Raw genomic sequence first — 20,128 nt, 5'->3', positions numbered from 1 at the left:
CCGGGGTCGGCGGACCGGCGCCGCCGTCCGCGCCGGCCTCGCGCTCGCGGCCCTGTGCGCCCTGGCCGGCTGCGCCGGTCCGGGCACCGGCCCGACCGGCACCGCCGCCGGCGCCCGGTCCGCGCCCTCCCCCGCGCCCGCCGGCACCCCGCTGCCCGCGGCCACGCCCACCCCGGCCGGGACCCTGCTCCTGGCCGATTTCGGCTCCGACACCGTCACCTTCGTGGACCCGGCGCGCGGCCCGGTCGGCTCCGTGGTCGTGGGCACGGCCCCCTACGGGCTCGCGGTGGACGCGCGCGGCACGGCGTGGGTGGCGACCGCCGAGGGCGTCGCCGTCGTGGACACCCGGGCCCGGACCCGGACGGCCCTCGTGCCGTACCGCACCGAGACCGGCCCGGTCGGCACCGGCGAGTACCGGGCCGGCGGCATGGGCATCGCCCTGTCCCCCGACGGCTCCCGCGCGTACGTCGGCGTGAACGTGCCGGACGGGAACGGGGTGTTGGAGGTGATCGACACGGCCTCGCGGCGGGTGGTCGGCACGGCCCCGGTGGGCCGCCGGCCCTTCGACGTGGACGTGGCGCGCGACGGCTCCGAGGTCTACGCCACCGGCCACGACTCCTTCGACGTGACGATCGTGGCCGCCGACTCGCTGCGCCCGCGCCGCGTCGAGGTCGCCCCGTACGGGACGGAGGGCGGGCTGGGCTCGTGGCTGAAACCGCACTACGCGGCGGTCCGGCCCTCCGACGGCCGGCTGCTGCTGCCGTTCGAGGGCGAACGCCTCGCGGTCCTCGACCCGCGCGACGGGCGGGTCACGGTGGAACGCTCCACCGCCGACACCCACCAGCACGGCGCCGCGTTCACCCCGGACGGCCGGCTGCTGATCGTGGGCACGGGCGCCGTGGAGGAGGGCGAGGGCCCCTCCCTGACGGTGCGGGCGCCCGACGGGACCGAACGCGTGTACCCGCTCCGGGGCCCGCACGAGGACGTGGCGGTCTCCCGCGACGGGCGCACCGCGTACGTGACGGGCGGCTTCACCCGGGACGGGTACTGGAACGGGCTCACGGCCGTCGACCTGACCGACGGCACCACCCGCCGGCTGCCCGCCGGTGCCCGGCCGCTGGGCGTCGCGGTGCTCTGACCGGCGCGCCCGGGGACGGTCCGGCGAAAAGGTCGGTGCGCGGGGGTCGCGGGAACGGGTAACGTCCCTGTCATGTTCTGCCAGACGCCGACGTACGAGTGAGAGCGTGACGGGCCCCTTCCCGGGCCCGTCCCCCACCGACGCATCCCCAGATCACTCCACACCAACGCCGGGAGAACCCGTGACCGTGAGCAAGAACATCAACAACCCCATCGGCCAGGGCGGCGGGCAGCGCAAGCGCCTGTCCCGCGCCGAGCGTCAGAACAACGGGCCGCACCGCAACCGCGACCGTCAGGGCGCCGCCGACCAGAAGGCGGAGCTGCTGCGCAAGATGCGCGAGAAGACCGGCGCGGCCGAGACCGGCGAGCAGCCGGAGACGGCCGAGCGGGCCACGACCGCCGAGCAGACCGAGCAGACCGGCGGGGACACCGCTCGGGGTTGATCCGACGCCGCCCCCGGGGCGGCGGCCACATCCGGTGGGGCCCGGACCGCGACCGCGCGGTCCGGGCCCCGCCGTCGTCCCGGGCCGGTCCGGTCCGGTCCGGGCCCGCGTCAGAGCCCGTGTCAGGCCGAGCGCGCCGTGTCGGCGGGGGTGACGGGGTGCGCGAAGGGCAGGCCGCGGGCGTGCCGGTCGAGTTCGGCGACGGCGCTGTCGACGAGCCGGTCGAGTTCGCCGCCGAGGGAGCCCGCGAGGTGCGGGGTCAGGAGCACGTTCGGCAGGTCGTACAGCGGCGAATCGGCCGGCGGGGTCTCGGGTTCGGTGTGGTCGAGGACGGCGTACAGGCGGCCCGAGACCGGTTCGGCGGTGAGCGCGTCGGTGTCCACGAGGCTGCCGCGCGCGGTGTTGACCAGGGTCGCGCCGTCCCGCACGAGGCCGAGCCGGCGGGCGTCGAGCAGGTGCCGGGTCTCGGGCAGGGCGGGGGCGTGCAGGCTGATCACGTCGCAGGCGTCCGGCAGCGTGTCGAGGTCGACGGGTTCGGCGCCGGCCGCCCGGAGTTCGGCGGGGTCGGCGTACGGGTCGTGCACGAGCACCCACAGGTCGAAGGGGGCGAGCAGGGCCAGGACCCGGCGCCCGACCCGGGAGGCGCCGACGAGGCCGACGGTGCGCCGGTGGTTGCCGACGTGCGGATCGCGGATCGGGAGGTCGGGGGCGGCGCGGGCCGGCCGGTAGGCGTGGGCCGCGGGCAGCACCCGGCGAGGCCGACCACGTGCACCTGCTGGTGCACTACCCGCCCAAGGTCGCACTGTCGAAGCTGATCAACTCGCTCAAGGGTGTCAGCTCCCGGTACCTGCGGGCCGAGTACACCGGCCGCATCAACCACATCGGGCTCGGCTCCGTCTTCTGGTCCCGTTCCTACTTCGCAGGCTCGTGCGGCGGCGCACCCCTCACAGTGATCCGTCAATACATCGAGCAGCAAGAACGTCCGCTCCAACGTGCCGGTCAGAGCAGTCCAAAGGTGCGTCTCCCTCCCCGGCTGAAGCCGGGGACACCCACGCAAGATCAGAGATGGCACACGGCGGCACCAACTTCGGGTTCTGGGCGGGCGCCAACCACACCGGGGTCCGCCCCGAGGGCCCCGGTCACCAGCCCACCGTCACCAGCTACGACTACGACGCGCCGATCGGCGAGGCCGGGGAGCTGACCCCCAGGTTCCACGCCCTGCGCGAGGTCATCGGCCGGTACCTGCCGCTGCCCGAGGGTCCGTTGCCGGGGCCGCCGGCCCGGATGCGGCCGGCGGCGGCGGTCCCGGCCGGGTCCGCCGACCTGTTGGGCCTGCTCGACACCCTGCCCTCGCCGGCCGGGGGTCCGCTGCGGCGGGCGGTCCCGGAGTCCATGGAACGGGTGGGCCAGGACCGGGGCATGATCCACTACCGGACGCGGATCGGCGGGCCCCGCCCGGCCGAACCGTTGCGCGTGGACGGGCTCGGCGACCGGGCGTACGCGTTCGCCGACGGGGTCCCGTTGGGCGTCCTGGACCGCGAACGGCCCGACGAGGGGCCCGAACCGGCCGTCGGCCCGGCCGGTGTGGTCCTGGACCTGCTGGTCCTGGCCCGGGGTCGGGTCAACTACGGGCCGCTGCTCGCGGACCGCAAGGGCATCGGGCGCGGGGTGCGCCCGGGCCGGCAGCACCTGTTCACGTGGGAGGTCCGCCGGCTGCCGTTCGACGCCGAGGACACCGTGCGCCTGCACGCCGCCGTGCGGGATCCGGCGGGAGCCGAGCCGCCGCGTCCCGGCCGGCTCTCCCTGCACCGGTTCACCCATCTCGCCGAGCACCCGCCGGCCGACGGTTTCGTCGACACCGCGGGCTGGGGCACGGGCCTGATCTGGCTGAACGGGTTCCTGCTGGGGCACTACGACGCGCCGCGCGGCCCGCAGCGCACCCTGTACGCGCCGGCGCCGCTGTGGCGCTCCGGCGGGCCGGACCCGGGGGCCGGGCCGGACGAGCTCCTCGTCCTCGAACTGGACCGCCCCGGCCCGGGACTGTCCCTGCGCGACCGCCCCGACCTGGGCCGCCCCACCCCTTTCCCGCCGGAATAGGGGCAATGGTCGGCCCGGATCGCACGGGGCGGGACCCGGGCCGGGGCGGGGTTCTCGGTGACTCCTACGAGGGCTGTCGGAGGGTCCGATGGTGGGCTCGGACAATCAACCAAGAGAGTGCTTGACCGGTGAACGAACACCGGCGTACGTTCGACCAGCCGACCCGTGCGCGTCTGGAAGGAGGCTGTCGTCGGATGTCCGTTCACCGCGAACTCCCCAGCCTGTCCCGCCAGATCGCCTGGACCCCGGGTCGTGTCGCCCACGGCTCCTGACGCCGTGCCCCGGCGCGCTCCGACGCGCCCGCCTCGACGCGCCCGCGCGCGCCGACGCCTTTTCGCGTACTTCACACCGTTCGCACCCCTTTTCGTCTCCCCGCCCCGGATCCGGCACGCCCCGCAGGCGTCGTGGTCCGCCCGCGCGGGGAGGCGCGTCACCGATCACAGAAAGCTCCTGCCCATGGCGTTGACGTATGCCCGACCGATCCCGCGTGCGAGCGGAGGCCGATCGTGACCTCCGCCCGCATCACCGTGAACGGTGAGGAAAAGGACATCGCGCCGGCCGCGCCGCACACCACGGCCCTGGACTTCCTGCGCGAACGCGGTCTGACCGGCACCAAGGAAGGGTGCGCGGAGGGCGAGTGCGGCGCGTGCTCGATCCTCGTCGCGCGGCCCGGCGTGGACAAGCCCACCGACTGGGTGGCCGTCAACGCCTGCCTGATCCCGGCGGCGGCGCTCGACGGGCAGGAGGTCATCACCTCCGAGGGCCTGGCCACGCCCGCCGACGCGGCCGGCGCCCCGCCCGTGCTCCACCCCGTGCAGAAGGAACTGGCGGAGCGCGGCGGCTCGCAGTGCGGCTACTGCACCCCCGGTTTCGCGTGCAGCATGGCCGCCGAGTACTACCGGTCCGACCGCGCCCCGGCCGCCGAGGACGCCTGCCCGGACCACGAGCACGGCCCCAACGGCTTCGACCTGCACTCCCTGAGCGGCAACCTGTGCCGCTGCACGGGCTACCGGCCCATCCGCGACGCCGCGTTCGCCGTCGGCTCCCCCGCCGAGGACGACGCCCTGGCCCGTCGCCGCGAGCAGGCCCCGCCCGCCCCGGCCGCGACCGCCTACGCCGCCGACGGCGCCGAGTTCCTGCGTCCCGGCACCCTCGCCGAGACCCTGGAGCTGCTGCGGGCCCGCCCCGAGGCCACCGTGGTCGCCGGCAGCACCGACTGGGGCGTCGAGGTCAACATCCGCTCCCGGCGCGCGGCCTGCGTGATCGCCGTCGACCGGCTCGCCGAACTGCGCGGCCTGGAGCTCACCGACACGCACGTCGAGATCGGCGCGGCCCTGACCCTCACCGAGATCGAACGCCGGCTGGCCGGCCGGGTCCCGCTGCTGGCCGAGCTCTTCCCGCTGTTCGCCTCCCGCCTCATCCGCAACGGCGCCACCCTCGGCGGCAACCTCGGCACCGGCTCGCCCATCGGCGACAGCCCGCCGGCGCTGCTGGCGCTGGAGGCGTCGGTGGTCCTCGCCGACGCCGACGGCGAGCGCGAGGTGCCGCTGGCCGAGTACTTCACCGGCTACCGTCAGTCCGTGCGCCGTCCCGACGAGCTGATCCGGGCCGTCCGGATCCCGCTGCCGCTGTCCCCCGTCACCGCCTTCCACAAGATCGCCAAGCGCCGGTTCGACGACATCTCCAGCGTCGCCGTCGCCTTCGCCCTCGACATCGAGGACGGCGTCGTGCGCAAGGCCCGCATCGGCCTCGGCGGCGTGGCCGCCACCCCGATCCGCGCCCTGCGCACCGAGGCCGCCCTGGAGGGCCTGCCGTGGTCGGAGGCGACCGTCACCGCCGCCGCCGCGGTCCTGCGCTCCGAGGGCACGCCCATGGACGACCACCGCGCGAGCGCCCTCTACCGCTCCGCGATGCTCGGCCGGAGCCTGTCGAAGCTGTACGCACGAACCACCGAGGCGGTCTCGTCATGAGCCAGTTGTCCCAGCGTCCCGAGAAGCCCGTCGTCGGCGTGTCCATGCCGCACGAGAGCGCCCATCTGCACGTCACCGGCGGCGCCCTCTACACCGACGACCTCGTGCACCGCACCAAGGACGTGCTGCACGCCCACCCCGTGCAGGTGATGAAGGCCCACGGCCGGATCCGCGCGATCCGCGTCGAGACCGCCCTCGCCGTGCCCGGCGTGGTCCGCGTCCTGACCGGCGCGGACGTGCCCGGCGTCAACGACGCCGGCATGAAGCACGACGAACCCCTCTTCCCCGACGAGGTCATGTTCCACGGCCACGCCGTGGCCTGGGTGCTCGGCGAGACCCTGGAGGCCGCCCGGATCGGCGCCGCCGCCGTCGAGGTCGACCTGGAGGAACTGCCCTCCGTCATCACCCTCGACGAGGCCATCGCGACGGAGAGCTTCCACGGCGCCCGCCCCCTGATGACCACCGGCGACGTGGAATCCGGCCTCGCCGACTCCGCGCACGTGTTCACCGGCGAGTTCCGCTTCTCCGACCAGGAGCACTTCTACCTGGAGACGCACGCCGCGCTGGCCCTGATCGACGAGGGCGGGCAGGTGTTCGTGCAGAGCAGCACCCAGCACCCCTCCGAGACCCAGGAGATCGTGGCCCACGTCCTGGGCCTGCACAGCCACGAGGTGACCGTGCAGTGCCTGCGGATGGGCGGCGGCTTCGGCGGCAAGGAGATGCAGCCGCACGGCTTCGCGGCCGTCGCCGCCCTCGGCGCCCTGATCACCGGCCGGCCCGTCCGCGTCCGCCTGACCCGCACCCAGGACCTCACCATGTCCGGCAAGCGGCACGGCTTCCACGCCGCCTGGAAGATCGGCTTCGACGCCGACGGCCGGATCCGCGCCCTGGACGCCACCCTCACCGCCGACGGCGGCTGGAGCCTGGACCTGTCCGAACCGGTCGTGGCCCGCGCCCTGTGCCACATCGACAACACGTACTGGATCCCCAACGCGCGCGTCGCCGGCCGCATCGCCCGCACCAACAAGGTCTCCAACACCGCCTTCCGCGGCTTCGGCGGCCCCCAGGGCATGCTCGTCATCGAGGACATCCTGGGCCGCTGCGCCCCCCTCCTCGGCCTCGACCCGGCCGAACTGCGCGCCCGCAACTTCTACGCCGCCGGCCAGGCCACCCCCTACGGCCAGCCCGTGCTGCACCCCGAGCGGATCTCCGCCGTGTGGGAGCAGGTGCTTCAGGACGCCGACGCCGACGCCCGCCGGCGCGAGATCGAGGAGTTCAACGCCGCCCACCCGCACACCAAGCGGGCCCTGGCGGTCACCGGCATCAAGTTCGGGATCTCCTTCAACCTCACCGCCTTCAACCAGGGCGGCGCCCTCGTGCTGATCTACAAGGACGGCTCCGTCCTGATCAACCACGGCGGCACCGAGATGGGCCAGGGCCTGCACACCAAGATGATGCAGGTCGCCGCGACCACCCTGGGCATCCCCCTGCACAAGGTGCGCCTGGCCCCCACCCGCACCGACAAGGTGCCCAACACCTCCGCCACCGCCGCCAGCGCCGGCGCGGACCTCAACGGCGCCGCCGTCAAGAACGCCTGCGAACAGCTCCGCGAACGCCTCCTCGTGGTGGCGGCCGGACAGCTCGGCGCGCCCGCCCCCGACGTGCGGATCGTCGAGGGCGTCGCCCGCGCCCTGGGCTCGGAGAAGGAACTGGCCTGGGACGACCTGGTGCGCACCGCGTACTTCCAGCGCGTGCAGCTCTCTGCCGCCGGCTTCTACCGCACCGAGGGCCTGCACTGGAACGCGGGCACCTTCCGCGGCTCCCCGTTCAAGTACTTCTCCTACGGGGCCGCCGCCGCCGAGGTCGAGGTCGACGGGTTCACCGGCGCCTACCGGATCCGGCGCGTGGACATCGTGCACGACGTGGGCGACAGCCTCTCCCCCATGATCGACATCGGTCAGGTGGAGGGCGGGTTCGTCCAGGGCGCCGGCTGGCTCACCCTGGAGGACCTGCGCTGGGACGCCGGCGACGGCCCCGCCCGCGGCCGGCTGCTCACGCAGGCCGCGAGCACCTACAAGCTGCCGAGCTTCTCCGAGATGCCCGAGGAGTTCCACGTGCGGCTGCTGGAGAACGCCACCGAGGAAGGGGCCGTGTACGGCTCCAAGGCGGTCGGCGAGCCCCCGCTGATGCTCGCGTTCTCCGTCCGCGAGGCCCTGCGCCAGGCCGCCGCCGCCTTCGGGCCCGCCGGCACCTCCGTGGAACTGGCCTCCCCGGCCACCCCGGAGGCCGTGTACTGGGCCCTGGAATCGGCCCGCGAGGCCGGCCCGACCGAGGCGCCGGCCCCCGGCGCCGGGGAAGGGCGCCCGCGGGAGACGAGCACCCTGAGCCATGTCTGACATGACATGGACCGCCGCGGTCGCGCGGTTGCGGACACGCCGGGAACCCGGCGTGCTCGTGACCGTCGCGGCCGTGCGCGGCCACGCCCCCCGCAAGGCCGGCGCCAAACTCGTCGTGGGCCGCGCCGACACCTGGGGGTCCATCGGCGGCGGCAACATCGAGGCCGTCGCCATCGACCGGGCCCGCGAACTGCTCGAACAGCCCGGCGGCGAGCCCGAGTTGATGGACTTCGCGCTCAACGACAAGGTGACGGGCCCGCACGGGGTGCAGTGCTGCGGCGGCGCCGTGACCATCCTGCTCGAACCGCTCCCGGTGGTGCAGGCCGTCGCCGTGTTCGGCGTCGGGCACGTGGGGCTGGAACTCGCGCGGGTCCTGGCCCGGCACGACCTCGACCTGTACCTCGTCGACTCGCGGGCCCCGATGCTCGCCGAGGAACGCCTCGGGGTCCTCGCCGACGCGGCGGCCCACGTGCACGTGCGGCACACCCCACTGTTGCCGGAGGAGGTCCTCGCCGAACTCCCGCCCGGCACCCACGTGCTGATCATGACGCACGACCACGCCGAGGACGCCGCCCTGTGCGACGCCGCCCTGCGCACCCCCGGCCTCGGCTCCATCGGCCTGATCGGCTCGGCCGCCAAGTGGACCCGGTTCCGGCGCCGACTGGCCGCCGAGGGCGGGCACGACGCCGAGACCATCGACCGGATCAAGACCCCGATCGGGATCCCCGGCATCACGGGCAAGGAGCCCGCCGTGATCGCCGTCAGCATCGCGGCGGACCTGCTGCGCGCCTTCGAACAGACCCCGACCCCGGACACCGCCCCGGCCGCGAGCGGAGTCTGACCTCCCGCCCTCCCGTCACCGCCCCGTGTCGACCGGGGCGGGGCCGGGGCCGGCGGCGGGGGCCGGCCCGGGCACCCGGGGCAACCGGAAGCCGACGGCGGCCCCGCCGCCGGGCGCGGCGTCCGCGAGGACGGTGCCGCCGTCCAGGGTCACCAGATCCCGCACGATCGCCAGCCCCAGGCCCGAGCCCGGGGTGCCCTGGGTCCCCGGACCCCGGTGGAAGCGGTCGAACACGGCCCGGCGTTCGGCCGCCGGGATGCCGGGGCCCCGGTCCTCGACGACCACTCCGCCGTCCGCCGTCACCCGCACCGTCACCGGGGAGCCCTCGGGCCCGAACTTCACGGCGTTGCCCAGCAGGTTGTCCAGGCAGCGCCGCAGCGCCCCCGGCCGCGCCCGCACCCACGGCCCCGCCCGCTCCGGATCCGGTCCGGTCACCGTGATCGGGCGTCCGGTGCGGCGGCGCCAGCGCTCGGCCGCCTCGCGCGCCTCCACGCCCAGGGACAGGATCGCGGGCCGTTCGCCCACGTGCCGGTCCCCGGCCAGTTCCACGATCTCCCGCACCAACCCGTCCAGCGCGGCGGTCTCGGCGACGAGCGTGTCCAGCACCTGCGCCTCGTCCGCCGCCGCCAACCGGCCCCGGGCCCGTTGCAGGAGCTCGGCGCTGCCCCGGATCGAGGTGAGCGGGGTGCGCAGTTCGTGCCCCGCGTCCTGCACGAGCTGCCGCTGGGCCGCCCGCGAGCGCCGCAGCGCCGCCAGCATCGCGGCCACGTCCGCCGTCAGCTGCCCGATCTCGTCGTCCCCGGCCGGCGGAAGCGGCGCGGCCAGGTCCCCGGTGTCGGTGATCCGGCGCACCGACCGGGCCAGTCGGCGCACCGGGCGCAGGACCCGGCCCAGCACGAGCCAGCCGAGGAGCACGGCCGCGCCGGTGGCGGCGGCCGTGGTGCCGGCGATCCGCCACTGGAAGGCGGTGTCCAGGCGTTGGGCGCCCGCGTAGCTCTGGCCGACCATGAGCGCGCCCTCGGCGCGGCCCGGCATGGGCAGGGTGAGGATGCCGTATTCGACCCCGTCGGCGGCGACGAGGTCCTCGCGGCTCTCGCCGGCGCCGCTCCGGGCCACCTCCCGGGCCCCGGCCGACACCGGCAGCCGTACCGCGTCGGGCCCGGTCAGGGGGCGCACGCGGCCGTCGGGCGCCAGGACCTGTTCGACGGTGCCGGGGCGCGAGGGCGGCACCCGGCCGGCGTCCAGCACCACGAGGTCGGTGCGGGCGCGGTCCACGAGGGCGTGTTCCAGTTCCTCGCCGAGCAGTCCGCCGACGCCCCGGTAGGCGACGAACGCGGCCAGCGACATGGCCAGCACGGTCGCGGCGACCACCACGCACATCACGCGGGCCCGCAGCGACCGGGCCCGGACGGCGCGGCGGAGGGTACGGGTCCGGGCGCCGGGGCTCACGTCGCACCCGCCCGGACGGTGAAGCCGACGTTGCGGACCGTGTGGATCAGGCGGGGCGCGCCGTGCTCCTCCGTCTTGCGCCGCAGGTAGCCGATGTACACGTCGAGGGAGCGGCTGGCGGTGTCGAAGCCGAAGCCCCAGATCAGCTCGTAGATCCGGGCCCGGGTGAGCACCGTGCCCCGGTTCTCCATCAGCAGTTCCAGCACGTCGAACTCGGTCTTCGTCAGGTCGAGTTCGCGGCCGGCCCGCTCGGCGCGGCGGGCGGCCGGGTCCAGCAGCAGGTCCTCGACGCGCAGCGCGCCGGTCTCGGCGGGCGGGTCGGTGCGTCGCAGCAGGGCCCGGATCCGGGCCAGGAGTTCCTCGACGGCGAAGGGTTTGGCCAGGTAGTCGTCGGCGCCGGCGTCGAGGCCGGCCACCCGGTCGCCGATCTGGTCGCGGGCGGTCAGCACGAGCACCGGCAGGCGCTCGCCGCGCCGGCGCAGGGCGCGGCACAGGGAGAGGCCGTCGAGGCGGGGCATGACCACGTCCACGATCGCCAGGTCCGGGCGTTCGGACTCCGTCAGGTCCAGGGCGACGGCCCCGTCGGGGGCGGCCACCACCCGGTAGCCCTCGAAGCGCAACAACTGTTCCAGCGTGGCCCGTACGCCCGGGTCGTCCTCGGCGACGAGCACCGTGCGGCCCGCCGCGATCGTCTCTGTCATGTGATCATCTTGCGGGCCGGCGGCGGCCCGTCCGCCACCGGCCCGGTCCGCACGCTCGTGCTCGTGCTCGCGCTCGTGCGGGCAATCCCGAACCAGGGTCGCTTCGGTCGCTTCGGTCGCCGTGTGCACCGCGTGTCCCCGGGTCAGCGGCGGACGGGGGTGACGGCGATCGGCGGGGTGCGGCGGGCGCACGAGGTGTCGCCGACCGTGCCGGTGGTCACGAAGCGGGTGGAGAGTTCGACGGCGCACCCGTCGGCCGAGAGCTCCGGCACGTGCCCGGTGTTGCGCACGGGCACGAAGACGGCGCCGGGGAACTTCGCGGCGGCGCGGCGTCCGTTGGCCTCGGGGGTGTTGGCGTCGAGGTCCCCGGAGAGGACCAGCACGGGCACCCGGGGCAGGGCCGGTCGGATCGGCTGTCGGTCGGGGGCGTGCTCGCGCGGCCAGTCCAGGCACAGGTCGCCGCCGTCGGTGGGGCCCTCCAGGTAGCCGCGCGGGGAGAACGCGCCGAACTCGCCGGGCGCGGTGCCCGCGAGCGCGGCCCGGTACTGCCGGCGGCGTTCGGCGGGGCCGGCCTCCGGCGACCAGGCGGTGCGGTAGTCGTTGCAGACCACGGCCGTGTACGGGGCCTGGTCGGCGTCGTCGGCCCCGGTGTACTCGGCGCGCACGAGGTCGAGGAGGGGCTTGGTGTCGCCGTGCGCGAAGCGGTTGAGGGCCTGCGGCAGGTTGCCGAGGAGGGAGGGCGCGGTGGGGTCCGCGCCGACTCCGGAACTCGCGGACTCGAAGGCGAGGTTGGCGAGTTTGCCCTCGGTGAGGAGCAGGGTGCGGGTGCGGTCGGTGCCGGCCAGGGGCACGGTCGTCCTCAGCGGCCGGTCCCGGAGGCGGGCCGCCGTCGTGGCGAGGTCGCGCACGGCCTGCCGGCCGTCGCAGGCCGGGCGTCCGCCGGCGGTGGGCGCGGCGCGGTCGCAGATCCGGCGCACGGCGAGGGAGACGGCCTGGGCGCCGGGGCGGGACAGCGGGTCGAAGTCGAGGGGGTAGGCGCCGGAGAGGACCATGTTCCGGACCCGTTCGGGGTGTCGGCTCGCGTACACCGGCATCAGGTAGGTGCCGTAGGAGAGGCCGTAGAGGGTGAGGCGGGGGACGCCGAGGCGGGCGCGGATCGCGTCGATGTCGTCGGCGGTGGCGGCGCTGGTGTAGGCGGCGACGCGGGGGCCGAGGGCCCGGCCGCAGCGGGCGACGGCGGCGCGTTGTGCGGCGCGGTCGGCGAAGCGGAGGTCGGCGTCGGTGAGTCCGCACTCCAGCCGTTCGGAGCGGCCGGTGCCGCGCGGGTCCACGAGCAGCAGGTCGTGTTCGCGGAGCAGCCCGGAGAGAAGGGGGGTCACGTACGGGGCGCCGTCGACGAGGGATTCGCCGGGGCCGCCGGGGTTGACGGCGACGGTGCCCTTGGCGGGGCCGGGACCGGAGTGCCGGACCACGGCGAAGGCCACGTCGATCGTGCCGAGTCCGGGCCTGTCGACGACGAGCGGGCGGGTCTGAAGCCCGCAGTCCACGCGGTGTCCGGGCACGGTCGGGCACCAGGTCCCGGGGTCGGCGGCGGGCACGCTCTTCGGCGCGGTGCCCGCCGGCGTCGGGTCGGGGACGGTCCGTACGTGCGCCGGTCCCGAGGTCGGTCGGCCGGTCGCCGCCGCGCTCGCGACCGGCAGCAGCGTCGTCGCGATCGCGAGGGCCCCCAGCAGGGCTCCCGCCCTCGTCCACCCCTTGGTTCCCGTGAACCCCATCGGCCCGCTCCGTTCCTCGTGCTCCGTGTGTGGACACGACGATCACGGACGGGCCGCAGGGCGGCGGCAGAGCGGCGGCAAAGGCGTGTAAGAAAGCGTCCGGCGCGCTGGGAGTGGTCCGGATCACAGGTCGAAAGTCCGGGTTCCCGGAATGGGCCGCCGGCCGGAACGGTTGCCTCCACCGCGTTCGATCGTTGCCCGCACCCCCGTCCACGCACCGCGTGGGCACCCGAGAAGGAGCAGTTTCGTGACCGATGGCGCCCCGTCCGCGACCCGCGCGGCCGAGATCCTCTCCCGTCCCCTCGCGTTGAACGGCCTGACCGTGCCCAACCGCATCGCGATGGCCCCGATGACGCGCATGTTCTCGCCGAACGGCATACCCGGCGAGGACGTCCGCTCCTACTACGCCCGGCGGGCGGCGGCGGGCGTGGGCCTGATCATCACCGAGGGCACCTACGTCGGCCACGAGTCGGCCGGCAACAGCAGCCGTGTGCCGCGCTTCCACGGCGAGGAGCAGTTGGCCGGGTGGGCGCGGGTGGCCGAGGACGTGCACGCGGCGGGCGGCACCATCGTCCCGCAGCTGTGGCACATCGGCATGGTCCGCGAGCCCGGCCGGCCGCCGTTCGCCGAGGCCCCGCCGGTGGGCCCCTCGGGGATCACGGTCGGCGGCGCGGAGGGCGCGGGCAAGGCGATGACCCAGGGCGACGTGGACGCGGTGATCGGGGCGTACGCGCAGGCCGCGAAGGACGCGGAGCGGCTCGGTTTCGACGGGGTGGAGGTGCACGGGGCGCACGGCTACCTGCTGGACCAGTTCCTGTGGGGGTTCACCAACCGTCGCGAGGACTCCTACGGCGGGGACGCCGTGGCCCGGACCCGGTTCGCCGCCGAGATCGTCGCCGCGATCCGCGGCGCGGTCTCCCCCGGGTTCCCGGTGATCTTCCGCTTCTCGCAGTGGAAGCAGGAGGCGTACGAGGCCCGGCTGGCCGAGACCCCGCAGGAGCTCGCGGCGATCCTCGAACCGCTGGCGGAGGCCGGGGTGGACGTGTTCCACGCCTCCACCCGCCGTTACTGGACCCCCGAGTTCGAGGGCTCGGACCTCAACCTGGCCGGCTGGACGCGGAAGCTGACCGGCCGGCCCGTGATCACCGTCGGCTCGGTCGGCCTGGACGGGGACTTCATCGGCGCGTTCGCGGGCCACGACTCCGGCACCCGGGGCATCGAGGACCTGCTGGAGCGCATGGAACGCGAGGAGTTCGACATGGTGGCCGTGGGCCGCGCCCTGCTCCAGGACCCGCTGTGGGCCCGCAAGGTCCTCGACGGCCGCTACGAGGACCTGGCCCCGTACGACGCGAAGTCCCTGACCGCCCTCAGCTGACGCGGCCCCGCCGACGACGCGGCCCGGGCCCCCGGATCGGGGCCCGGGCCGCGTCCGTTTCCCGGGGGCGGGCGGGGTCGGGGGGTGGGGGCGGGGTGGGTAGGGTCGGCGTGGTCAGGGGGTCGGTTCGGTCGGCCCCCGCGCGGGTGGGAGGTTCGACGTGGTGGGTGTGGATTCCGGTTCGGTGCCGTCGACGGCGGCGCGGGAGGTCGCGAGGGTGGAGGTGCCGGGGGCGCGCGGGGGCACCCTCGTGGTGCTGCCCGGCGCGGGCGGCCGGCCGCTGGTGTTGGTGCGCTCGGGGCGGGAGTGTCGGGTGTTGCGTCCGGACGGTTCGGCGGAGCGGCTGATCGCGCCGTGGTCGCACGAGTTCGGGCAGGCCGCGCTCGCCCCCGACGGCCGGACCGTGGTCTTCGCGGGTCCGCACGCGCTGCGGGCGGTGGCCGTGGCGACGGGGCGGACGGTGTGGGAGGTGCGGCACCGGTGCTGGGAGGGGTGCCCGGGCCACGATTCGCCGGTGGAGTTCGCGGACGACCGTGCGCACCGGTACGCGGCGCACGGCGCGGTGGCGTTCTCGGCGGACGGCCGGCTGGTGTGGGCGCACGTGCCGGGCGCGCCGGCGGGCGCCGAACCGGTCGGCGAGGCGGAGGAGTTGTGGCTGCTGGACGCGTTGGAGGGCGGGATACGGGCCCGTTGGGACGCGGACTCGGGCGGGGCGGCGGGTTCGAGCCCGACCGGGCTCCCGACCTCGGGGCAGTGGGTGACGAGCATCGGCTACGGGCAGGACGGGGCCGCGATGCGCTGGGTGCGGGGCGCGGAGCCGGGCGCGGTGGTGGAGGACTTCGGGCAGGCCGATCTGGTGGGCCTGTCGGTGTCCCCGTCGGGCCGGTTGCTGATGACGGTCGACCACGACCAGGCCGAACTCGCCGTGCGCACCCTGCCGGTGGAGGCGGCGGCCGGCACGGAGGTGCTCGCGGCGGTGGCGGCCGAGGGCCTGTTCCCGCCGCATCCCGACTCCGGGGAGGACTTCGACCCGGAGGAGTTCCCGGCCTGTTTCGACTGGACGGGCGGCTTCCTGGACGAGGGGACGCTGCTGGTGGGCACCGAGGACTGGGACGACGAGCGGGGCCCGGGCCGGCACTGGCTGCTCGACGCGGGGACGCTGCGGCCGGTGGGGCTGCTCGCGTACCCGGACGACGAGGCCGGCGCGCGCCCGGAGCCGCTCGGGGACGGGACCTGGTGGACGTACGACCGGGACCGGGAGCGCGTGCGCGTCTGGTCCCGCTGAGGCCGCGGGTTCAGGAGCCGGCGGTGAGGCGCTTGCCCATCCACTCCAGGGCCGGGGGGATCTCGCGGCGCCAGGTCTTGAAGTTGTGCCCGCCGCTGTCGAGGAGGATCGAGGAGACCCGGGCCGGGGCGGCGACCTTGGCGACGAACTCGCGGGTCTCCCTCAGGTTCGGCTCGCCCTGGAGGGAGGAGGTCACCAGCAGGGAGGTGCCCTTCTTCCGGGGAGTGTGGTCGAGGTACCAGAGCAGGTCGGAGCGGTTCTCCTCGGCCTTGTTCCCGTGGAACAGGTCGCCGGAGTCCCGGTCGATCTCCGGCCGGTACTCGGCGGACAGGCCGATGCCGACGCTGTAGGTCTCGGGGTGTTGCAGCCCCACCTTCAGGGCGCAGTAGCCGCCGGTGGAGTCGCCGATGATGCCCCAGCCGGCGGGGCCGGTCGCGGTGCGGTAGGTGCCGGAGATCGCCCGTACGAGGTCGGTGCCGAAGAAGCTCTCGGCGCGGGGCCCGCCGGGCACGTCGACGCACTGGGTGTTGCGGGCCGAGATGGTGGGCCGGGTCATCACGAGGATGGTGGGCTCCATGCGGTGCTGCCGGCTCAGGTTCCAGGCGGTCTTGGGGTAGTCGAGGCCCTTGACGAGGTTCTCGGCGGTGCCGGGGTAGCCGGTGAGGACGACGGCGGCGGGGAAGCGACGGTGTTCGGCGCCGGCCTTGAAGTACTCCGGCGGCAGGTAGACCAGGGCCTCGGCGGCGGCCCCGGACGTGGCCCCGTGCACCGTGACCCGTTCGACCACGCCGCCGGCCTGCGGTTTCGCGCCGCCGGGGGTGCGGGCGGGGATCCGGCCGAGGATCTGCACGGCGGCGCCGCCGGTGGTGGCCTGCCGGGCCGGGCGGGTGCCGGCCAGATCGGCCCAGGAGTCGTACAGGAGGAAGGCGCGGTTGGCGACGAGCCCGGCGGAGGCCAGCACGCACACCTGGATCAGGGCGATCAGGCCCACCCGGCCCAGGACCCGCAGCGGGCCGGGCCGGCCGAGCCGGGGCCAGGCGAGGATCGCGCCGGCGAACAGGAGGGCGGTCAGGGCGAGCACGCACGCGAGCAGCGCGCCACCGGTCAGGCTCATCGGTATCCCGGGGCTTTCGAGAGGATCTGCCAACCGAACGGATGCGCCCGGTGCGCGCCGACGTTCGACGCGCACCGGGAAGGATGGGTTCCGCGCCGCGCGCGTTGCGCCCCCGTTCTCGTCTTTACCGGACCTTTTCGATCGGCCGCGCGGGTGTCACCGTCCACCGTCCGGCCCTGACCTGCGGAGACGTCACGTGGACAGGGGGGTCGCCGGGTGCTTCCCTCGAACGAGGACGGGCACGGGAACGTGCGAGCGAACAGGGGACGGTTGAGTGAATCTGTCGACGGGCGTGGTGGTGACGGCCCTGGGGCTCGCCCTGATGGGCCCGGTCGGGACCGGGACGGACGGCGCCGCCGCCGTGCCCGGCAACTGTGCGCACACGGCGACCACCGACCGCCCGACCCTGCGGGAGGGCGCGCGCGGGGCGGCGGTCAGACAGGCCCAGTGCCTGGGCAACGTCTGGGGCGGCGTGCCCAAGGTCGAGGCGAACGGCGTGTACGGGCCGTCGACCACGCGCAAGATCCGCTGGATCCAGGGCTGCCACGGGCTGCCGAAGGACGGAGTGGTGGGGGCACGCACCTGGGAGGCCCTCTACCACCCCGTCGCCGACTGCTACGACCCGTACCCGAAGTGAGCTACGGGGTGTAGCGGGTGGCGCTGCCGTACAGCTCGCGGGTGAAGGAGGACACGTACGCGCTGCGGTCGGCGCCGTCCAGGTTGTACGTGAGGTACACCCCGTAGCCCTCGGAGACGGTCCGCTTGGTGAAGCTCGCCGCCGTGGTGGTGGAGGTCCGACCGATCTCGACGGCGGCCGGGGACAGCTTGGACTTGGGCATCCCCAGATTGGGCACGTTCCACTGCCCGTAATACGGGTTCCAGGCGTGGTCGAAGGTCGAGGCGAGGTTCACCCCGCCGTAGGAGAGCCGCGCGGCGGCCGGGCCGATGTTGTAGAGGGTGATCAGCTTGTTCGGCAGGTTCGCCCGCAGCGCGGTCACCAGGTGCACGAAGGAGGACGCGTTGGGGGCGCCGGTGCCGTTCTTGCCGTACTCGGCGTACTCGTCGTCGAAGTCGACGCCGTCGAGCCCGTAGCGCGTGACCGTGTCCGAGAGCTGCCGGGCGAAACCGGCGGCGGCTGCCTGGTCGGGGAAGTTCGCGAACCCGGCGCCCTCGTGGTTGCCGAGCACGGACAGCACCACCTTGATGCCCTTGGCCTGGAGCGGCCGGATCTGGGTGGCGGCGTTGTCGAGGACACGCTGCACGTTCTCGTTGAAGTGCAGGTACGCGGACTTCTTCGCGGTGTCGTAGTTGATGTTCGCGGCGAAGATCACGGCGATGTCGAAGGCGTTGCCGCCGCCGTTGGTCAGGGTGTACTTGCCGACGTTGAGGATGCTGTTGCTGTTCACCTCGACGTACGCGACCGAGACCGGCCCCTGCTTGGCGACGGCGGGAGCCACGACGGGCGTGGGGGCGGGAGCGGGGCGGGCGGCGGCGGGGGTGGGCGCGAGGGCGGCCGGCCCGAAGGCCAGCAGGGCCGCGCCGAGCACGCCGAGGGCGCCCCTGCGGCCGAGGGCCCGACCGTGTGCGTACGTCATCGTGGTGCACTCCTGTCCCGTGGGGGTGGCGGTCGAAGGCGGTCTACGCGCCCCGCCCCGCCCCCGTCAACACCCCCCACCCCACAACCACCACCTTCAGGCCACGCCCACCCGCGCGTCAGTCCGCGGCCCGCCCGCGCGTCAGGAACGCCTCGTCCGCCCAACACCAACCGACCCCGCCCGTCGGGAAGGCCCGCAGGACCACGGGGTGCCCCGTGGCCCGGTGGTGCGCGTGGGCGTGCCGGCCGGGCGAACTGTCACAACAGCCGACGTGCCCGCACTCCGCGCACCACCACAGGCGCACGGGGGGCCGGGCGGACGGCGGGCAGTCCGGGCAGCGGGCGGGCCGGGGCACGGACCCCGGCGCCGGCCCGGCGGGCAGTCCGCCGAGGTGCGCGCACCCCCGCCCCTCGGGCCTCCCGCCGTCGACCGCGACCCGCCACACCGGCTCCCGCGCCGCCCCGCCCGCCCCGCGCCCCGTCCGCTCTCCCGCCACGCGCCCTCACGCCCTCTCCTGGACCGACCCTCTCCAGTGTGCGCCCGGCCCGGGGTCAGGGGAGGGTGCCGCCCGCGTTCGCGGTGAGGCGGGCGAGGACCTTCAGGGCGGTGACGTAGTCCGCGTCGTCGACGCCCTCATGGAGGGCGGCACGAATGGCGGGGGCGTTGCGCGCGACGGCCCGACGGCTAGTGGTTCGACGGGTGTCGGGGTGCCGGGACGCCGGGCTCGGCGGAGCCCGTGCGCGGGCTCGGGACGGCGGTCCGGCCCCCTGCCGGCGCGGCCGTCGTCGAGCGTGCCGGGGTCTGCGCGCGCAGTTCCGCGAGGCCCTTGCGCAGGCCCGTGCGAAGCAGGCCGGTCAAGGGGCGCTCGGCGAACCGGTGGATCAGGTGGGCGCACACCAGCATGAGCACGGTCAGCCCGCACACCAGCGGCACCGGCGGCACCACCCCGCGCAGGCTCTGCAGGATCGCCATGCCCGCGACCATGTGGATCAGGTACAGCGGGTAGGTCAGGGCGCCGGCCGTCGTGAGCCAACGCCAGCGGATCCGGTCCAGGCGGCCCAGGGCCAGCGCCGCCATCAGCGCGAAGCCCAGCAGCAGGGCGAGTCGCGCGGGCCAGGTGGGCAGGGCGTCGGCGACGGCCGGGCCCAGGTTGACGTTCATCCGGGCCCGCACGTGCGCCTGCCCGATCAGGAACTGCACGGCGACCAGCCCCCACAGCAGGGCCGTGGGGCGGAAGCGGTGCATGAGGTGGAAGAGGACGCCCGCAATGAAGTACGGGGCGTACTGGGGCAGCGCCAGGTTGTAGAGGAGGGGGATCCCGGAGTTCGGGGCCAGGACCGCGACGGCCGTCCACACGGTGCAGAAGGCCAGCACCCGGTGGTACGTGAGGCCCCGCAGCACGACGACGGCGAAGAGGGCGTAGAAGGTCAGCTCCACGTACAGGCTCCAGTACGCGTGGTCCACGTGCGGTATGCGGACGCCCTCCTGGAGCATGCTCAGGTTGACCAGCACGTCACCCCATTTGCGCCGGCCCTGCGTGCCCGGCAGGAACCACAGCACGGCGGCGGTGAGCAGCACCGCGCACCAGTAGGCGGGGAAGAGCCGCGAGACCCGCGAGACGACGAAGTCGCCCAGCGGCCGGCCCCAGGCGCTCATGCAGATGACGAAGCCGCTGACCAGGAAGAACACCTCCACGCCGAGCCAGCCGTACAGGGCGACGGGTCGGGCGAGGGGGAACAGGTCGGAGGTGTCGGTGACGCCCCACCCCGTGCCGAGCGCGACGTAGTGGTACAGGAGCACGGACAGCGCGGCGAGCAGGCGGATGCCGTCGAGCGCGCGGAGCCGTACCGGCGCCGAGGCCGCGCCGGGGGTTGTGGACATGGTTCTCCCTGCGAACCGTGGGGGACACGTTTACCGCGAACTTATATTCGATGCCCCGGTCCGCGATAC

The 20,128-nt window shown here is 74.9% G+C and carries 16 protein-coding genes and 2 pseudogenes; 10 read left to right on the top strand and 8 right to left on the bottom strand.

Annotated elements, in window-relative coordinates:
* Window positions 1-52: 52 nt before the first annotated feature.
* Entirely contained in the window at window positions 53-1,138 is a 1,086-nt protein-coding gene (locus tag ACN20G_RS32685) for a YncE family protein (protein ID WP_424217427.1), read from the top strand.
* 181 nt (window positions 1,139-1,319) lie between these two features.
* Window positions 1,320-1,580: a DUF6243 family protein gene (locus tag ACN20G_RS32680; RefSeq protein ID WP_424216859.1), complete on the top strand. Its 261-nt coding sequence runs from the start codon at window positions 1,320-1,322 to the stop codon at window positions 1,578-1,580.
* Between the two features lie 122 nt (window positions 1,581-1,702).
* On the opposite strand, the pseudogene ACN20G_RS32675 reads toward ACN20G_RS32680, so the two are convergent.
* Window positions 1,703-2,335: pseudogene (locus ACN20G_RS32675) on the bottom strand (NAD(P)-dependent oxidoreductase); the annotation flags it as partial.
* Here ACN20G_RS32675 and tnpA point away from each other — a divergent pair.
* From tnpA to xdhC, 5 genes and pseudogenes are all read left to right on the top strand, one after another.
* A pseudogene (gene tnpA / locus ACN20G_RS32670) lies at window positions 2,332-2,565 on the top strand (IS200/IS605 family transposase); the annotation flags it as partial. The pseudogenes ACN20G_RS32675 and tnpA overlap by 4 nt on opposite strands.
* Window positions 2,566-2,645: 80 nt before the next feature.
* Window positions 2,646-3,677, top strand: coding sequence for a beta-galactosidase (locus ACN20G_RS32665; RefSeq protein WP_424216858.1), 1,032 nt, complete (start codon window positions 2,646-2,648; stop codon window positions 3,675-3,677).
* A gap of 506 nt (window positions 3,678-4,183) precedes the next feature.
* Window positions 4,184-5,647 carry a xanthine dehydrogenase small subunit gene (locus ACN20G_RS32660; protein ID WP_424216857.1) on the top strand — a complete coding sequence of 488 codons (1,464 nt, stop codon included), beginning with the start codon at window positions 4,184-4,186 and terminating at the stop codon, window positions 5,645-5,647.
* Window positions 5,644-8,043, top strand: coding sequence for a xanthine dehydrogenase molybdopterin binding subunit (gene xdhB / locus ACN20G_RS32655; RefSeq protein ID WP_424216856.1), 2,400 nt, complete (start codon window positions 5,644-5,646; stop codon window positions 8,041-8,043). The genes ACN20G_RS32660 and xdhB overlap by 4 nt, the downstream gene beginning before the upstream one ends.
* 1 nt (window position 8,044) lies before the next feature.
* On the top strand, window positions 8,045-8,884 hold the full coding sequence (gene xdhC / locus ACN20G_RS32650) for a xanthine dehydrogenase accessory protein XdhC (RefSeq protein ID WP_424217426.1): 840 nt from the start codon (window positions 8,045-8,047) through the stop codon (window positions 8,882-8,884).
* Window positions 8,885-8,899: 15 nt separating this feature from the next.
* Here the strand turns inward: xdhC and ACN20G_RS32645 are convergent, their stop codons facing one another.
* The 3 genes from ACN20G_RS32645 to ACN20G_RS32635 all read right to left on the bottom strand — a co-directional run bounded on the left by ACN20G_RS32645 (window position 8,900) and on the right by ACN20G_RS32635 (window position 12,809).
* Window positions 8,900-10,333, bottom strand: a complete 1,434-nt coding sequence (locus ACN20G_RS32645; RefSeq protein WP_424216855.1) for an ATP-binding protein — start codon at window positions 10,331-10,333, stop codon at window positions 8,900-8,902.
* Complete coding sequence (locus ACN20G_RS32640) at window positions 10,330-11,034, bottom strand: response regulator transcription factor (RefSeq protein ID WP_424216854.1); 705 nt, start codon at window positions 11,032-11,034, stop codon at window positions 10,330-10,332. The genes ACN20G_RS32645 and ACN20G_RS32640 overlap by 4 nt, the downstream gene beginning before the upstream one ends.
* A gap of 143 nt (window positions 11,035-11,177) precedes the next feature.
* Window positions 11,178-12,809, bottom strand: coding sequence for an alpha/beta fold hydrolase (locus ACN20G_RS32635; RefSeq protein ID WP_424216853.1), 1,632 nt, complete (start codon window positions 12,807-12,809; stop codon window positions 11,178-11,180).
* A gap of 247 nt (window positions 12,810-13,056) precedes the next feature.
* On the opposite strand from ACN20G_RS32635, the gene ACN20G_RS32630 reads away from it, so the two are divergent.
* Window positions 13,057-14,184 (top strand): NADH:flavin oxidoreductase, encoded by a 1,128-nt coding sequence (locus ACN20G_RS32630; protein WP_424216852.1) that lies wholly within the window; start codon window positions 13,057-13,059, stop codon window positions 14,182-14,184.
* A gap of 163 nt (window positions 14,185-14,347) precedes the next feature.
* Window positions 14,348-15,469, top strand: coding sequence for a hypothetical protein (locus tag ACN20G_RS32625; protein ID WP_424216851.1), 1,122 nt, complete (start codon window positions 14,348-14,350; stop codon window positions 15,467-15,469).
* Between the two features lie 10 nt (window positions 15,470-15,479).
* Here the strand turns inward: ACN20G_RS32625 and ACN20G_RS32620 are convergent, their stop codons facing one another.
* Complete coding sequence (locus ACN20G_RS32620; protein WP_424216850.1) at window positions 15,480-16,583, bottom strand: alpha/beta hydrolase; 1,104 nt, start codon at window positions 16,581-16,583, stop codon at window positions 15,480-15,482.
* A 274-nt stretch (window positions 16,584-16,857) separates the two neighbouring features.
* Here ACN20G_RS32620 and ACN20G_RS32615 point away from each other — a divergent pair, with 274 nt between their 5' ends.
* Complete coding sequence (locus ACN20G_RS32615) at window positions 16,858-17,220, top strand: peptidoglycan-binding domain-containing protein (RefSeq protein ID WP_424216849.1); 363 nt, start codon at window positions 16,858-16,860, stop codon at window positions 17,218-17,220.
* A 1-nt stretch (window position 17,221) separates the two neighbouring features.
* Here ACN20G_RS32615 and ACN20G_RS32610 read toward each other — a convergent pair whose 3' ends face one another.
* The 3 genes from ACN20G_RS32610 to ACN20G_RS32600 form a co-directional block, all read right to left on the bottom strand.
* The gene (locus ACN20G_RS32610; RefSeq protein WP_424216848.1) at window positions 17,222-18,178 is read right to left on the bottom strand and encodes an endo-beta-N-acetylglucosaminidase H; all 957 of its coding nucleotides are present in this window, start codon (window positions 18,176-18,178) and stop codon (window positions 17,222-17,224) included.
* Window positions 18,179-18,296: 118 nt separating this feature from the next.
* Window positions 18,297-18,674, bottom strand: a complete 378-nt coding sequence (locus ACN20G_RS32605) for a UBP-type zinc finger domain-containing protein (protein WP_424216847.1) — start codon at window positions 18,672-18,674, stop codon at window positions 18,297-18,299.
* 188 nt (window positions 18,675-18,862) lie between these two features.
* Window positions 18,863-20,059, bottom strand: a complete 1,197-nt coding sequence (locus ACN20G_RS32600; protein WP_424216846.1) for an acyltransferase family protein — start codon at window positions 20,057-20,059, stop codon at window positions 18,863-18,865.
* Window positions 20,060-20,128: the final 69 nt, after the last annotated feature.

The organism is Streptomyces dryopteridis, from assembly GCF_049606955.1.
Taxonomy (GTDB): Bacteria; Actinomycetota; Actinomycetes; order Streptomycetales; family Streptomycetaceae; genus Streptomyces.
This window is presented reverse-complemented; position numbering and strand designations above follow the sequence as displayed.

Coding starts and splice junctions, on each gene's coding strand:
- ACN20G_RS32665 (WP_424216858.1), top strand. CDS start 2,646: ATGGCACACGGCGGCACCAACTTCGGGTTCTGGGCGGGCGCCAACCAC.
- xdhB (WP_424216856.1), top strand. CDS start 5,644: ATGAGCCAGTTGTCCCAGCGTCCCGAGAAGCCCGTCGTCGGCGTGTCC.
- xdhC (WP_424217426.1), top strand. CDS start 8,045: ATGACATGGACCGCCGCGGTCGCGCGGTTGCGGACACGCCGGGAACCC.
- ACN20G_RS32640 (WP_424216854.1), bottom strand. CDS start 11,034: ATGACAGAGACGATCGCGGCGGGCCGCACGGTGCTCGTCGCCGAGGAC.
- ACN20G_RS32635 (WP_424216853.1), bottom strand. CDS start 12,809: ATGGGGTTCACGGGAACCAAGGGGTGGACGAGGGCGGGAGCCCTGCTG.
- ACN20G_RS32620 (WP_424216850.1), bottom strand. CDS start 16,583: ATGAGCCTGACCGGTGGCGCGCTGCTCGCGTGCGTGCTCGCCCTGACC.
- ACN20G_RS32610 (WP_424216848.1), bottom strand. CDS start 18,178: ATGACGTACGCACACGGTCGGGCCCTCGGCCGCAGGGGCGCCCTCGGC.
- ACN20G_RS32600 (WP_424216846.1), bottom strand. CDS start 20,059: ATGTCCACAACCCCCGGCGCGGCCTCGGCGCCGGTACGGCTCCGCGCG.